A 13,045-nucleotide genomic window follows, 5' to 3' on the forward strand; every position below is an offset into this window, starting at 1 on the left:
AAATTCGTCGTTTCGATCGCTTTGCCCCAAGACTACGGTTCTGATCTTAGCTGATCATTCTCCGCTGAATATTCCGGCAAAACGGACGAAATCCTCGGTAAACAGGCGTAGAGCCTACCTCCAAAGGGGAAGATTTTCGGCGTTTTCTCGTGTGCCACAAAGCTTCGCGAACTGATCGAGATTAAGCGCCGCCGCTTGCCGCCTGCGATTCTGCCGCTTGTCGCGATGCTAAAAATAGTATACCCCCCTATTTTATTAGGAGGCGGCAACATGAGCACGCATCATCCGCACGGCGATCATTTTCATTCACATGAGCACCCTCACCCTCATTCGCACGGGCGCCAGCTTGAAGCGCGGCACGAGCATGTGTTTCTGGGTGATAACCACCAGCGCAACGAGCGGCGCACGTGGATCGTGATCGCCATTACCGCCACGATGATGGTGATCGAGATTGTTGCGGGAAACCTTTACGGATCCATGGCGCTGGTTGCCGATGGCTGGCACATGTCCACCCATGCGGCGGCGATGCTCATTGCAGCGCTGGCCTATCTCTATGCCCGCAAGCATGCCAACAATCCACGTTTCACCTTCGGCACCGGCAAGCTCGGCGATCTGGCAGGCTTTGCCAGCGCCATCGTTCTGGCCCTGATCGCACTGCTCATCGGCTGGGAGAGCTTCCAACGCTTCAGTGCTCCGGTGAGCATCGATTTCCATGAAGCCATTCTGGTCGCCTGCGTCGGTCTCGCGGTCAATCTCGTCTGCGCATGGTTGCTGAAGGACGATCACGCGCATCACCACCACGGACATGAACACGCGCATGACCATGAAAAGGGTCACGACCAGAACCTGCGCGCCGCTTATGTCCACGTGCTGGCCGACGCGCTGACCTCGGTACTGGCAATTGCCGCACTTCTTCTCGGCAGCCTTTACGGCTGGCTATGGCTCGACCCGGCCATGGGCATTGTCGGCGCATTGGTGATTGCGCGCTGGTCCTGGGGCCTCGTTCGCGATGCGGGCGCGACGCTTCTCGATTATATTCCAGAAGGCGAGGATCTGCCCGAAGAGATCAGTGAAATCATTGCGAAGGAAGGCGGCGAGATTGCCGACCTGCATGTCTGGCAGCTTGGGCCGGGACATCACGGCGCCATCGTTTCGATTGTTACGGCAAGCCCGAAGGCGCCGTCCTATTACCGCAAGAAGCTTGCAGCGATCCACGATTTGTCGCATGTGACGGTGGAGGTGGAAGCCCGCCCCGCCTGACCGATCGACCATGCAGGAGCAGCCATGACCCATACCATTCGCGAGAAGCAGAAGCTTATCAACCGCGTGCGCCGCATTCGCGGGCAGCTTGAGGGTGTGGAGCGGATGCTTGAAGAGGAAAAGGGCTGTTCCGAAGTCATGCAGGTGATTGCTGGCGTGCGCGGCGCGGTGAACGGGCTGATGGCAGAGGTGATCGAGGATCACATCCTGATGCATGTCGCCGATGGCGACCTGCCGCAGAAGGATCGCGACGAAGGCGCTGGCGAGCTTGTGGATGTGGTTCGCGCCTATCTGAAGTGAGTTAGGCCTAAAGCGGCATTGCCGAGGTCTGCTTGACGGTCTGGCTGGGCACATCCGTCTTGAGGTTCTGCACACCCTTGATGCGGCTTAGATATTCCGACTGAAACCGCCGATATTCCTCAATATCTGCCGCGACCACACGGATCATCGCGTCGTAATCGCCCAGCATGAAATAGCATTCGAGCACCTGCGGCAGCTTCAAGATCTCGCGCGCAAATTCCTGAAGTGTCTCCTCGTCCTGCCTGTCCAGCCTGATGCGGGTGAAGAACGTCAGCCCCTTGCCGATCTTGGCCGGGTTGAGCACCGCGACATAGCGGTCGATCACGCCCGCCTCTTCCAGAAGCTTCACCCGCCTGAGACAGGGCGACGGCGACAGACCGACCTCGCGCGCCAGATCATTGTTGGCGATGCGCCCGTCGCGTTGCAGCACGCGCAGAATCCGCTTGTCGATCTCGTCCAGTTTCATTGGCCACCAATTCCATTTATGCCCATATTATTGGCATTAACTGCCAAATAGTGCTGCAATTGACCAATCTTTGCAACCCGATTGCTCAAGACATTGGCTATATTGCCGTTCGCTCTCAGGCAAAGATGCTCAAGCATTTCCAGCAAAAATGCGAAGCGGTTTTGCGTTGGATAATGCGTGAAAAAATGGACAGAGCGGTTTCGTAAAAACGGGAACCGCTCTGGAGTAACAGACAAGGGGCAGCCGCGAGGCCCGCCAACGGGAATTTTATGGATATTTCGCAGGCTTATGTGCCTCAACAAAGCAAATCCGGGCGCCGATCTGAATTCTGGCGGGGTGCCGCCGCCGGACTGCCGGTTTTGCTTGGCATTATTCCCTATGCTCTGGTTCTGGGCGCGCAGGCCGCACAGAAGGGTCTCAGCGTCGTTGAAGTACCCTTGATGACCGGCCTGAATTTCGCGGGCGGCTCGGAATTTGCAGCCATCCAGCTCTGGACCTCGCCGCCGCACGTCCTGCTCATTGCCGCGATCACACTTCTGGTCAACAGCCGCCATCTTTTGATGGGTGCTGCCCTTGCGCCCTTCATCCGCCATCTGCCGAAGCGCAAGGCTTTCGCCAGCCTGTTTCTGATGTGCGATGAAAGCTGGGCGCTTGGCCTTGCCGATGCGAAGCGCCGTCAGGCAAAGGGCGTCAATCCGGCGCTGAGCCTCAAATTCTATGCAGGCGTCGCCATCCCGTTCTACATCGCGTGGGTGGTGTTCACGACGCTCGGCGCGGCCTTCGGCCCGATGATGGGCGATTTGCGCCCCTATGGTTTCGACATGGCGTTTCCGGCAGTGTTTCTGGTGCTGCTGGCGGGCATGTGGAAGGGTTTTGCCGCAGCGCGTCCGTGGCTGGTCAGCCTTGTCGTCGCCGCTATCACCTATCTCACCATTCCCGGCGCATGGTATGTCGCCGCCGGCGCATTGTCCGGCCTCGTAGCCGCCTATCTTCTGGCAGGTGAAGAATGATCGACCCATTAGCCGTTCTCACCATCGTTTTGATGGCCAGCGTCACCTATCTCACCCGCATCGGCGGCTATGTGCTGCTGCGCAATCGCACGCTCAGCAAACGCGCCACCGCCGTGATGGAAGCCGCGCCCGGCTGTGTGCTGATATCGGTCATCGCGCCGGATTTTGTCTCCGACAAACCCGCTGATCTTCTGGCGCTGGCGATCACCATTCTTGCCGCCACGCGCTTTTCCATGCTGCCGACCGTGATAATCGGCATCAGCGCTGCCGGTCTTTGCCGCTACCTGATCGGGTAGCGACAACGCAACTCAGTGCAGGTGCTGCAACTTGTCGGGATTGCGGACGACATAGATCGCCGCAATCTTTCCATCTTCGATATCGAGCGCCGTGGTCTGGATCTGACCATCCGATTCAAGCGAGATAAAGCCCGGCAGACCATTGATGAAGGTGGTGCGCAAGAGCTTGGAACCATTGGCTCTGAAATAGCCGGCAAGCTTCTCGTGAATTTCCATGACATCGGTAAAGCCGAAAATCGGCTTCGGGAAAGCCGGACGTTTTCCGCCGCCATCCGCATGCATGTGCACATCGGCGGCCAGCATAGTGCCAAGCGCGTTCATATCGCCGCTGCGTGAAGCCGTGAAGAAAGCCTGCGCCAGTTCAAGACCACGCTGCTTGTCGACCTGAAAACGCGGGCGTTCTTCGCGCACATGTTTGCGTGCACGGGCCGCGAGCTGTCGGCAGGCCGCTGCATCGCGCTGGATTGTTTTCGAGATTTCATCGAAGTCGAGGCCGAAGACATCGTGCAACAGGAAAGCCGCCCGCTCCAACGGTGAAAGCCGCTCCAATGCCAGCATCAGCGGCAAGGTAACATCGTCGTCTTCCTCTTCCTCCTCGATCACCGGGTCTGGAATCCACGGGCCGAGATAGGTTTCGCGCTGCCGCTGGCCGGATTTAAGCCGGTCGAGACAAAGCCGCGTGACCGTGCGCCGCAGAAAGGCTTCCGGTTCGCGCACCTCGCTGCGGTCGGCGTTCATCCAGCGGATGAACGCCTCCTGCACCATATCTTCCGCATCGGCCACCGAGCCGAGCATGCGATAGGCGACGCGGATCAGTTTCGGACGCAGCGGATCGAAAATCTCCGCCGCGTCGTCATGAGCCTGCTCGCCCACCATCAGGCGACCGCCTCGGCGGCGGGCTTCTGGGCGGTGGCTTTTGCAGCCGCCGGATCGAACCAGAGACCAAAGCCAACGGCCATACGGTTCCAGCCATTGATAATGTTGATCATCAGCGTGAGATTCACCTGTTCCCCCTCCGTAAACTGCGCCTGCAAGGCCTTGCGCGCCTCGGCAAGATCATGGCCCTGCGAGAGGCGTGTCAGCGCCTCCACCCAGCCAAGCGCAGCGCGCTCGCGTTCAGAATAGCATGGCGCTTCCTGCCAGGCCGAGAGCAAATAAATCCGCTGTTCGGTTTCCCCCAGCGAACGGGCCTCAATCGTATGCATGTTGATGCAGTTTGCGCAGGCATTGATCTGCGACGAGCGGATTTTGACCAGTTCGATCAGGCTTCCTTCCAGACTGGAAGCGACGGCCTGCGAGGTGTTCATCCAGGACTTCATCAGGGCAGGAGCAACATTGAATGGGTTCAGCGTAGCAGTCATGGTCTCGTTCCTTTCGGGTTTAATTTGGTGGTTCGAAAGACATGACGAGCGAGCAACGCTGAATGTGACATGCGGGCAAAAAAATCTTTGCCGATGGCTGTTATTTTCCAAGCTCTCCCATGATCCATGCCCGAAAAGCCCGGATTTTCGGCACATTACGTCGGGATTCCGGATGGACCAGCCAATAGGAGCGGCCATCGTCGCAGAGGAGATCGAAGGGCTGGATCAGCAGGCCCGCAGCAACTTCAGCCGTGTGAAAGGCAGGTGTGAGGATGCCCATGCCAAGGCCTGCCGTGGCTGCACGCCCTTCCAGATGCTGCGCACCCAGCCGGTTCTGCGTGTTGCCGCGCAGTTGCGGATCGGGAACGCCAGCGGCTTCAAACCACAGCCGCCACCACGGATCGCTCGCATCGATGGCTGGCAGGCGCAGCAGGTCGGCGGGCTCGCGCACCCCGCCAATGCTCGCTGCAAGTTTCGGGCTCAGCATGGGCGTGAATTGCGCCTTGATCAGCTCATGACTGACCAGTCCCGGCCAGTTGCCAGTGCCGGTGCGAATGGCCAGATCGACCTCGCTTTGGGTGAAATCGATCAGCCGGTCATTGGTATCGAGCCGCACCGCCAGAAGCGGGTGCTCCATCTGGAAAGAGCCAAGGCGCTGAACCAGCCAGTTGGCTGCGAAAGTGGCGACCGAGCTGATTGTGAGAACACCTTCCGCATCCTCCCGCAAGGTGGCGAAAGCCGTGCGCATCGTTTCAAAAGCTTCGGTGATGGACGGCGCCAGTTGTTCGCCAAGCTCGGTCAGCTTCACTTGTCGCGGCATGCGCAGAAACAGGGGCGCTCCAACCCGCTCCTCCAGCATCTTGATCTGATAGCTGACGGCGGCCTGCGTCATGCCAAGCTCTTCGGCGGCCTTGGTAAAACTCGCATGGCGGGATGCGGATTCAAACACGCGAATGGCGGATAAAGGGGGAAGCGATGACACCATGATACATAAGTTCTCCTTATGTATGATAATCGACGTTCAATTGGAAAACAACAGCTTTTCCGGCCATATCTATAGGCAGAATTTAACTGAGCTGTCTCCCACCGCTCACAAAAGCAAAGCCGGAACCATGCAAAACATCGAGATAAATGCACCAGCCCTTGCAGGGGTCTGCACTGCGTCTGGCCCTTCCGATAAAGCCGCCACTGGCTGGTATCGCCTGTTCATGCGCCTGTTTCAGCGCAAACCAGCGCCCTATGTCGTCAGCGAACACTCGCCCGATTATCTGCTGCGCGACCTTGGCCTCATGGAAGGGCGCACGTCCCGTCTCCCGCGCGGCGGACACAGGCTGCCTGACTGGCGCTAGAGCGGTTCCGGTTAAAACGGAATCGTGGAACCGCTCTATCCATTTGTTTTTACGCATTGTCCTACGTATCGAAGCGGGATCAGAAATCAGTCCAGTGGACTGATTTCCCCGCGTAGACGCTTCGCACTTTTGCTGGAAATGCTTTAGTTCACGCGCTGATAACCGCAAAGCCGCGGGCCTTCAGGCCGCGACGGTCTTCATGCAAACTGTTGACGAGACGGTCGCGGCTGCCGCCCAGATGGGCGCTCAACAGCCTTGCCGCCTCGTCCGCATCGCCATTGCGAACCGCATCAAGGATCGCGTGATGTTCGCGCCAGGCCCGGGCAAGTGCTGCTTCATCGCGCACTTCCAGCCAGCGCGCCCGCGACAGGCGCTGCATTGCATCGCGCACGCCTCGGCCTAGAAACTCATTACCTGATAGGCGCGCCAGTTCGATATGAAAATCCATGCCGGCCCGATGCCATTCCTCCCGCGAGGTATCGGCATCGCAACTGTCCAGCATGGCGCCAATCGGCTCGACGCCGCTGCGATCATCAAGCGTCGCAGTCAGCCGGATCGCCGCCACTTCCAGCGCCTCGCGATAGACGCCGATTTGTTCAATTTCGTTGAGATTGATCGGCGAAACGGTCCAGCCGCGCCCTTCACGACAAACAAGCCCTTCCGCTTCCAGCCGTAACAGCGCTGCGCGGATCGGCGTGCGGGAAGCGGCGAACTGCGCCTCTACCCAACGCTCCGTCAGGCGCTCGCCCGGCCCAAGTTCAAGCCCCAGGATCATGTCGCGAAGCTGCTCTTCCACTTGCCTCATCTGTGACATTGCCGACCGGTCTCCTTATTCACCACGCCGTGAATGCCTTCTCTTGACGGGAGTTGACAAGGCGAAGCAACAGGCGCATGCATGTATTCCGTTTTGGTATCCCAAAATGGAATACAAGACAATCCCAATCCCGCATCGTCCATTCACACATCAAGATGCAATCGCAGGACATGACATGAGTACGACCCAAGCTGCCGCCAGGGACGCCGTCGCTTTAGACGGCTCCGCTGGCCCTATGGCTGGCCCGAAACAGGCTGAGGAAAACCACGAGCGCTACTGGAAACAAAACCTGCTCATTTGCCTCCTCGGTTCGTTCACCACACTGATCGCCATGTCGCTCCTGCTGCCTTTCCTGCCGCTTTATGTGGAACAGCTTGGCGTGTCCGATCATGCGGCCATCGTGCAGTGGTCCGGCATCGCCTATGGCGCCACCTTTCTCGCAGCCGCCTTCGTCGCGCCGCTCTGGGGCAAGCTTGGCGACCGCTATGGCCGCAAGTTGATGCTGATCCGCGCCAGTCTCGGCATGGCCATCGCCATGTCGCTGATCGGCATGGTAACGAGCGTCTGGCAGCTGGTCGCACTGCGCCTGTTCGTCGGCATTGCGGGCGGCTACTCCTCCGGCTCAATGATCCTCGTCGCGACACAGACCCCGAAAGACAAGACCGGCTGGGCGCTGGGCGCGCTTTCGGCGGGCATCATGGCGGGCAATCTGGCCGGGCCGCTGCTCGGCGGCGCATTGCCGCCGTTGATCGGCATTCGCGCCACTTTCTGGCTGGCGGGTGGCGTGATTTTCCTGACCTTCCTCGCCACGACCTTCCTGATCCGCGAAGAGCGCAAGCCGCCGAAGCCGACCAAGGAGCAGAAGGCGGAATCCATCTGGGCGGCCATCCCCGACAGAAAGCCGGTTCTGGCCATGCTGGTGACGGGCATGCTGCTGCTGTTCGCCAATATGTCGATCGAGCCGATCATCACGGTCTATGTCATGCAGCTGATGGACGACCAGACCAAGGTCACGCTGATTTCCGGCGTTGTGATGGCTGCGGCTGCACTGGGCAGCATCCTGTCCTCGTCGCGCCTCGGACGGCTGGCCGACCGCGTCGGGCACAGATATGTCATCATCGGTGCGCTGGCGGTTTCCGCGCTGCTGCTGATCCCGCAGGCTTTCGTCACGCAAGCCTGGCAACTGATCGGCCTGCGCTTCCTGATGGGGCTGGCGCTGGGCGGCCTCCTGCCCTGCATCACCAGCGTCATCCGGCACAATGTGCCTGACCGTGTGGCAGGTGGCATCCTCGGCTATTCGGTCTCGGCGCAATATGTCGGACAGGTCGCAGGCCCGGTGGCAGGCGGCTTTGTCGGCGGCCATTTCGGCATGCGCGCCGTGTTTCTCGGCACCTGCCTGATGATGGCATTCGGTGCGCTTTATAACTGGATAGTGCTGCGCCGCGCTTCACAGAACTGACGTAACCAAGGGATACTGGCTGTCACTCTATCACCTCCATGATTCTCTGAGACATTGAATGACAGACCATATCTTCGCGCCCTTCGAAGCGCTTGCCGCCGAGCTTCTGCCACATGCATTGGAACATGGTGAGGACGGATCGCACGATCTGTCCCACCTTGCCCGCGTCTGGAAAAATGCCTCGGCCATTCAGAGCGCGGAAGGCGGCGACGCCGAAATTCTCTGCGCGGCGGCAATTTTGCATGATTGCGTGAGTGTGGAGAAAAATTCACCCGACCGGCACAAGGCCTCGCGCCTTGCTGCCGACAAGGCTTCCGCACTGCTGCGCGGCCTCGGCTGGGACGAAGAGCGCATTGCCCGCGTCGCCCATGCGGTTGAAGCGCACAGTTTTTCCGCCAATATCGAGCCCGTGACCATCGAGGCGCAGACCTTGCAGGATGCCGACAGGCTCGATGCAATTGGCGTGATCGGCGCAGCACGTTGCTTCTATATAGCAGGTCGCATGGGAAGCGCCCTTTATGACTGGCGCGACCCACGCGCTGAAGATCGTGCGCTTGACGATAAAACCTATGCGCTCGACCACTTCCGCACCAAGCTGTTCAAGCTTGCTTCCGGGTTCAGAACGGAAACCGGAAGGCGCATGGCCGCCGAACGCCACAAGCGGCTGGAAGCCATTTATGATGACTTCCTCGCCGAAGCAGGCACCTAAATAGAGTAGCCGCCGTCAACGCTGAGCGCCGTCCCCGTCACCATCGAGGCGGCGTCGGATGCGAGCCAAAGGGCGGCTTCGGCCACATCTTCCGGCGTCGAAAACCGATCAAGCGGGATGGTTGCTTTCAGAGCTTCGCGCGCTTCCGGCGTATCGTCTTCCAGAAACAGCTTCAGCGCTTCGCTGTCGCTTTCCGCCGGGCAGATGCAATTGACGCGAATGTTCTTTTCGGCCAGCTCCAGCGCCATCGCCTTGGTCGCGCTGATAATCCAGCCCTTGGATGCGCTATACCAGACCAGCCCCTTGCGCGGACGCAGCGCGGTGGCCGAAGCGGTGTTGATGATGACGCCGCCGCCCTGATGCTCCATGATCGGCACGACGATCTGCGTCGAATAATAGAGCGCCTTCATATTGACCGCATTGATGAGGTCGAAATTGTGCTCGTCCACCTCGGTCAGCGGCATGTTGCGATGGGTGAAACCGGCATTGTTGACCATGATATCGATGCGCCCGAAAGCCTCGAAGGCTGCACGCGCCACGCGCTCGACATCATCCTTGCGCGACACATCCGCCTGAACCGACAGCGCATTCTTGCCGAGATGCGCCAGTTCGTCTTCCACGCGCTTCACATTGACGTCAGCCAGCACGACTTTCGCGCCTTCGGCTGCAAATCGGTGCGCCATGCCTGAACCGAAACCCGATCCGGCACCGGTGATGATTGCGACCTTATCCTGCAGCCTCTTCATGTCATTCTCCTTTGACAAAGTCGTTTCAGACTTTGTGTGCAAATCACTTGAAACACGATTGTTATTGAAATCCATGCCCGGACCAAGGGAGAATGTCTACAGCATCGCCACAGCTCGAAGCGGTTTCAAATTGAAATCAGCAGTGCGTAAACATAAATTTAAAATTCCATTTAGCAATAAATAGTTATGGAAATTTTGCGGTACCGAAATATTGACTTTAATATACTGTTATATTTCCAATCATAAAGGATAAATATTATGAAGTATGTTTTATTATTTTCTATACCAATTCTAGCGACACCTGCCTTCGCTCGCGGAGGGCCAATTCATATAATATGCCCCCAGCGTCCATATCAGGCCGTTTATGTATGTGCCGACATAGCGAAAGCAGCCTGCGCCGCAAAGAAGACAGAAGCCGAAAAGAAGCAATGCATAACAGACACGTATGTTCAATGCCGAGGCGACTGCGAATATCGTCAATAACTGTTTTCTATCGAATAACTTTGAATATATTTGTAAATATACGAAGCCGATATTAATTTCGGCTTCGTATTTGACATAAAATTTTCTGAACATTCACTAGGCTGGGCGGTATTTAACAAGAAAAGCATTCGGACAGTCTTAATTCGACTTTTTCGCGTATTACTGTCTTTGAAGAAGGCCCATGTTTGCTGGAATTTTGCCCCAGCATCAAAACAGATACCCGCGATGTATTCCTTCAGCACCCATCACATTATTGAGATCGCCTCCAATCGTGATTTATCAATATCGGGCAACACAGCCATTGAATTTAAATCGATTAAATTATAAACAGGGTCCGCGCATATGGCACCCTTGTCATAGTAAGCTGTGATCGTTTGGTGGATCCAAGGCTTCCGTCATCTGAATGAACTTCGCGTTCAATGACACAAAGCCTGGAAACCCGACGAGAGTTTATTAAGTCTCTGGTGTCCTTTCGCTTCTGGAATTCGTCACGTAGGCTGCTTCCCAAGCCATATGAATTTCAGAATCGAAGCATCAGACTGATTTGCGCGAACGAAAGAAGAGAGCGACAGATGACCAGCCAGACTATTCCGGTAGAGCCTTTCGACTGCATCGTTTTTGGCGGCTCGGGCGACCTAGCCGAACGCAAACTGATCCCGGCATTGTATCAGCGGCAGCGTGCAGGCCAGCTCTCCGACCCGACGCGGATTATCGGCGCGTCACGCAGCGCCATGACCGATGACGAGTATCGCAAGTTTGCGCGCGATGCCATTCATGAGCACGTCAAGCCTGCCGAAGTCGACGAAAAGCAGGTCGAAGAATTTCTGAAGCGTGTCAGCTATGTTGCGGTCGACGCCAAGTCCGAAGAGGGCTGGGATGCGCTCAAGACGCTGATTGGCAAGAAGCCGGAAAAGATTCGTGCCTTTTACCTTGCAGTCAGCCCGACCCTGTTCGGCGACATTGCCACGCGCCTCAAGAGCCATGGCCTCATCACCCGCGACACCCGCATCATCGTTGAAAAGCCAATTGGCCGCGATCTGGATTCGGCAATGGCGCTCAACGACACGCTGGGCAGCGTGTTCCGCGAAGACCAGATTTTCCGTATCGACCACTATCTGGGCAAGGAAACAGTGCAGAACCTGATGGCGCTGCGCTTTGCCAATGCGCTTTATGAGCCGCTTTGGAACTCCGCCCATATCGACCATGTCCAGATCACGGTTGCCGAAGCTGTCGGCCTTGAAGGTCGCGCCGGTTATTACAACACGGCAGGCGCACTGCGTGACATGGTGCAGAACCATATTCTCCAGCTGCTCTGCCTTGTGGCCATGGAACCGCCATCGTCGATTGAAGCGGATGCCGTGCATGACGAAAAGGTCAAGGTGCTGCGCTCGCTGAAGCCCATCACCAATGCCAATGTCGAGGATGTGACGGTTCGCGGCCAGTATCGCGCGGGCGCATCTGCCGGTGGTCCGGTTCGCGGTTATCTCGAAGACCTCGAAAGCGACACCAGCAACACGGAAACCTTCGTGGCGCTGAAAGCCGAAATCGCCAACTGGCGCTGGGCAGGCGTGCCGTTCTACCTGCGCACAGGCAAGCGTCTGGCGACCCGCGTTTCGGAAATCGTCGTGACCTTCAAGCCGATCCCGCATTCGATCTTCGGTGAAAGTGCTGGCAAGGTCATCGCCAACCAGCTCGTCATCCGACTGCAGCCCGATGAGGGCGTCAAGCAGTGGCTGATGATCAAGGATCCGGGCCCGGGCGGCATGCGCCTGCGTCATGTTCCGCTCGACATGAGCTTTGCCGAATCCTTCAGCGAACGCAATCCGGATGCCTATGAGCGGCTGATCATGGACGTTGTTCGCGGCAATCAGACCCTGTTCATGCGTCGCGACGAAGTCGAGGCCGCATGGCGCTGGGTCGATCCGATCCTCCAGGGATGGGAGTTGAACAGTCAGCCGGTCCAGGGTTACACCGCAGGGACGTGGGGGCCATCGTCGTCCATCGCATTGATTGAACGCGACGGTCGCACTTGGCACGAAACGTTGTAAGGACCCTGAAAGGAACGGCATGAACATCGAACGTCACGACTTCACCAGCGGAACGGAACTGGCGCAATCGCTTTCTGAGGCGATTGCAATCAAGCTGGCAGCCGCAATCGCTGAGCGGGGACAGGCCACACTGGCCGTCTCCGGCGGCACCACGCCGCTGAAACTGTTCGAGGTGCTGTCGCGCAAGATGATCGACTGGAACCTCGTCACGATTACCCTCGTTGACGAGCGTTTCGTGGCAACAGACAGCGATCGTTCCAACGAAAAGCTGGTACGGGACCATCTTTTGCGCGATCATGCAGGCGTGGCCCGTTTCATCGGCCTCTATAATCCGGCGGCGACGGCTGAAACGGCGGCGCTTGCTGCCGCCAGCCGCATCGACGCATTGCGCCGTCCTTTCGACGTGGTGGTGCTTGGCATGGGTAATGACGGTCATACCGCATCATTCTTCCCGAATGCCGACCGGCTCGATCAGGCGATCGATCCGGCAACGCGGGCGCTTGTCCTGCCGATCCATGCCGAAGGTGCGGGCGAAAAGCGCCTGACGCTGACTTTGCCGCTCATCGCCGAGGCCGACATGCTCGTGCTTCACATCGAAGGCGCGGCCAAGCAGGCGACGCTAGAAAAGGCGCTGTCCGGCGACGACGAACTTGAAATGCCGGTACGGGCCGTCTTCCACCATGCCCGCACCCCCATCCAGCTTTACTGGACCAGTTAAATTCCATTCAGGCCAGATTGGCACAG

Annotated in this window: 16 protein-coding genes; 10 read left to right on the forward strand and 6 right to left on the reverse strand. The window is 58.0% G+C overall.

Annotation, left to right across the window (positions count from 1 at the left end; all coding sequences use genetic code 11):
- The first annotated feature begins 270 nt into the window (after positions 1-270).
- On the forward strand, positions 271-1,260 hold the full coding sequence (gene dmeF, locus FGI60_RS09160) for a CDF family Co(II)/Ni(II) efflux transporter DmeF (protein WP_138784919.1): 990 nt from the start codon (positions 271-273) through the stop codon (positions 1,258-1,260).
- A 24-nt stretch (positions 1,261-1,284) separates the two neighbouring features.
- Entirely contained in the window at positions 1,285-1,560 is a 276-nt protein-coding gene (locus FGI60_RS09165) for a metal/formaldehyde-sensitive transcriptional repressor (protein WP_138784920.1), read from the forward strand.
- Positions 1,561-1,567: 7 nt separating this feature from the next.
- Here the strand turns inward: FGI60_RS09165 and FGI60_RS09170 are convergent, their stop codons facing one another.
- A complete protein-coding gene (locus FGI60_RS09170) occupies positions 1,568-2,026 on the reverse strand; it encodes an Lrp/AsnC family transcriptional regulator (protein WP_109367034.1) in 459 nt (152 codons plus the stop codon).
- Between FGI60_RS09170 and FGI60_RS09175 the strand changes: the two genes are divergently transcribed.
- From FGI60_RS09175 to FGI60_RS09185, 3 genes are all read left to right on the forward strand, one after another.
- Positions 2,026-2,232 (forward strand): hypothetical protein, encoded by a 207-nt coding sequence (locus FGI60_RS09175; RefSeq protein ID WP_138784921.1) that lies wholly within the window; start codon positions 2,026-2,028, stop codon positions 2,230-2,232. The two genes, FGI60_RS09170 and FGI60_RS09175, sit on opposite strands and share 1 nt — an antisense overlap.
- 63 nt (positions 2,233-2,295) lie before the next feature.
- On the forward strand, positions 2,296-3,036 hold the full coding sequence (locus tag FGI60_RS09180) for an AzlC family ABC transporter permease (protein WP_138784922.1): 741 nt from the start codon (positions 2,296-2,298) through the stop codon (positions 3,034-3,036).
- Positions 3,033-3,332: an AzlD family protein gene (locus FGI60_RS09185; protein ID WP_078339808.1), complete on the forward strand. Its 300-nt coding sequence runs from the start codon at positions 3,033-3,035 to the stop codon at positions 3,330-3,332. The genes FGI60_RS09180 and FGI60_RS09185 overlap by 4 nt, the downstream gene beginning before the upstream one ends.
- A gap of 12 nt (positions 3,333-3,344) precedes the next feature.
- Here the strand turns inward: FGI60_RS09185 and FGI60_RS09190 are convergent, their stop codons facing one another.
- From FGI60_RS09190 to FGI60_RS09200, 3 genes are all read right to left on the reverse strand, one after another.
- A complete protein-coding gene (locus FGI60_RS09190; RefSeq protein ID WP_078339809.1) occupies positions 3,345-4,208 on the reverse strand; it encodes a sigma-70 family RNA polymerase sigma factor in 864 nt (287 codons plus the stop codon).
- The gene (locus FGI60_RS09195) at positions 4,208-4,693 is read right to left on the reverse strand and encodes a carboxymuconolactone decarboxylase family protein (protein WP_138784923.1); all 486 of its coding nucleotides are present in this window, start codon (positions 4,691-4,693) and stop codon (positions 4,208-4,210) included. The genes FGI60_RS09190 and FGI60_RS09195 overlap by 1 nt, the downstream gene beginning before the upstream one ends.
- Before the next feature lie 100 nt (positions 4,694-4,793).
- A complete protein-coding gene (locus FGI60_RS09200) occupies positions 4,794-5,678 on the reverse strand; it encodes a LysR substrate-binding domain-containing protein (RefSeq protein ID WP_138784924.1) in 885 nt (294 codons plus the stop codon).
- Positions 5,679-5,805: 127 nt separating this feature from the next.
- On the opposite strand from FGI60_RS09200, the gene FGI60_RS09205 reads away from it, so the two are divergent.
- Complete coding sequence (locus FGI60_RS09205) at positions 5,806-6,042, forward strand: hypothetical protein (RefSeq protein WP_138784925.1); 237 nt, start codon at positions 5,806-5,808, stop codon at positions 6,040-6,042.
- A gap of 148 nt (positions 6,043-6,190) precedes the next feature.
- On the opposite strand, the gene FGI60_RS09210 is transcribed toward FGI60_RS09205, so the two are convergent.
- Positions 6,191-6,856 carry a GntR family transcriptional regulator gene (locus FGI60_RS09210; protein WP_138784926.1) on the reverse strand — a complete coding sequence of 222 codons (666 nt, stop codon included), beginning with the start codon at positions 6,854-6,856 and terminating at the stop codon, positions 6,191-6,193.
- Between the two features lie 175 nt (positions 6,857-7,031).
- On the opposite strand from FGI60_RS09210, the gene FGI60_RS09215 reads away from it, so the two are divergent.
- Positions 7,032-8,315 (forward strand): multidrug efflux MFS transporter, encoded by a 1,284-nt coding sequence (locus tag FGI60_RS09215; protein ID WP_138784927.1) that lies wholly within the window; start codon positions 7,032-7,034, stop codon positions 8,313-8,315.
- A 58-nt stretch (positions 8,316-8,373) separates the two neighbouring features.
- A complete protein-coding gene (locus FGI60_RS09220; RefSeq protein ID WP_138784928.1) occupies positions 8,374-9,024 on the forward strand; it encodes an HD domain-containing protein in 651 nt (216 codons plus the stop codon).
- Here FGI60_RS09220 and FGI60_RS09225 read toward each other — a convergent pair.
- Positions 9,021-9,770 carry an SDR family oxidoreductase gene (locus tag FGI60_RS09225; protein WP_138784929.1) on the reverse strand — a complete coding sequence of 250 codons (750 nt, stop codon included), beginning with the start codon at positions 9,768-9,770 and terminating at the stop codon, positions 9,021-9,023. The two genes, FGI60_RS09220 and FGI60_RS09225, sit on opposite strands and share 4 nt — an antisense overlap.
- A 1,055-nt stretch (positions 9,771-10,825) precedes the next feature.
- Between FGI60_RS09225 and zwf the strand changes: the two genes are divergently transcribed.
- Both zwf and pgl read left to right on the forward strand, forming a co-directional pair.
- Entirely contained in the window at positions 10,826-12,301 is a 1,476-nt protein-coding gene (gene zwf / locus FGI60_RS09230) for a glucose-6-phosphate dehydrogenase (RefSeq protein ID WP_078339816.1), read from the forward strand.
- A gap of 19 nt (positions 12,302-12,320) precedes the next feature.
- Positions 12,321-13,019, forward strand: a complete 699-nt coding sequence (gene pgl / locus FGI60_RS09235; RefSeq protein WP_138784930.1) for a 6-phosphogluconolactonase — start codon at positions 12,321-12,323, stop codon at positions 13,017-13,019.
- Positions 13,020-13,045 lie beyond the last annotated feature (26 nt).

The sequence above is a fragment of the Brucella haematophila genome (assembly GCF_005938105.1).
In the GTDB taxonomy this organism is placed as follows: Bacteria; Pseudomonadota; Alphaproteobacteria; order Rhizobiales; family Rhizobiaceae; genus Brucella; species Brucella haematophila.

Bases quoted from the DNA above. Each gene is read 5' to 3' on its own strand.
- dmeF (WP_138784919.1), top strand. From the start codon at position 271: ATGAGCACGCATCATCCGCACGGCGATCATTTTCATTCACATGAGCAC.
- FGI60_RS09165 (WP_138784920.1), top strand. From the start codon at position 1,285: ATGACCCATACCATTCGCGAGAAGCAGAAGCTTATCAACCGCGTGCGC.
- FGI60_RS09170 (WP_109367034.1), bottom strand. From the start codon at position 2,026: ATGAAACTGGACGAGATCGACAAGCGGATTCTGCGCGTGCTGCAACGC.
- FGI60_RS09180 (WP_138784922.1), top strand. From the start codon at position 2,296: ATGGATATTTCGCAGGCTTATGTGCCTCAACAAAGCAAATCCGGGCGC.
- FGI60_RS09185 (WP_078339808.1), top strand. From the start codon at position 3,033: ATGATCGACCCATTAGCCGTTCTCACCATCGTTTTGATGGCCAGCGTC.
- FGI60_RS09190 (WP_078339809.1), bottom strand. From the start codon at position 4,208: ATGGTGGGCGAGCAGGCTCATGACGACGCGGCGGAGATTTTCGATCCG.
- FGI60_RS09195 (WP_138784923.1), bottom strand. From the start codon at position 4,693: ATGACTGCTACGCTGAACCCATTCAATGTTGCTCCTGCCCTGATGAAG.
- FGI60_RS09200 (WP_138784924.1), bottom strand. From the start codon at position 5,678: ATGGTGTCATCGCTTCCCCCTTTATCCGCCATTCGCGTGTTTGAATCC.
- FGI60_RS09205 (WP_138784925.1), top strand. From the start codon at position 5,806: ATGCAAAACATCGAGATAAATGCACCAGCCCTTGCAGGGGTCTGCACT.
- FGI60_RS09210 (WP_138784926.1), bottom strand. From the start codon at position 6,856: ATGTCACAGATGAGGCAAGTGGAAGAGCAGCTTCGCGACATGATCCTG.
- FGI60_RS09215 (WP_138784927.1), top strand. From the start codon at position 7,032: ATGAGTACGACCCAAGCTGCCGCCAGGGACGCCGTCGCTTTAGACGGC.
- FGI60_RS09220 (WP_138784928.1), top strand. From the start codon at position 8,374: ATGACAGACCATATCTTCGCGCCCTTCGAAGCGCTTGCCGCCGAGCTT.
- FGI60_RS09225 (WP_138784929.1), bottom strand. From the start codon at position 9,770: ATGAAGAGGCTGCAGGATAAGGTCGCAATCATCACCGGTGCCGGATCG.
- zwf (WP_078339816.1), top strand. From the start codon at position 10,826: ATGACCAGCCAGACTATTCCGGTAGAGCCTTTCGACTGCATCGTTTTT.
- pgl (WP_138784930.1), top strand. From the start codon at position 12,321: ATGAACATCGAACGTCACGACTTCACCAGCGGAACGGAACTGGCGCAA.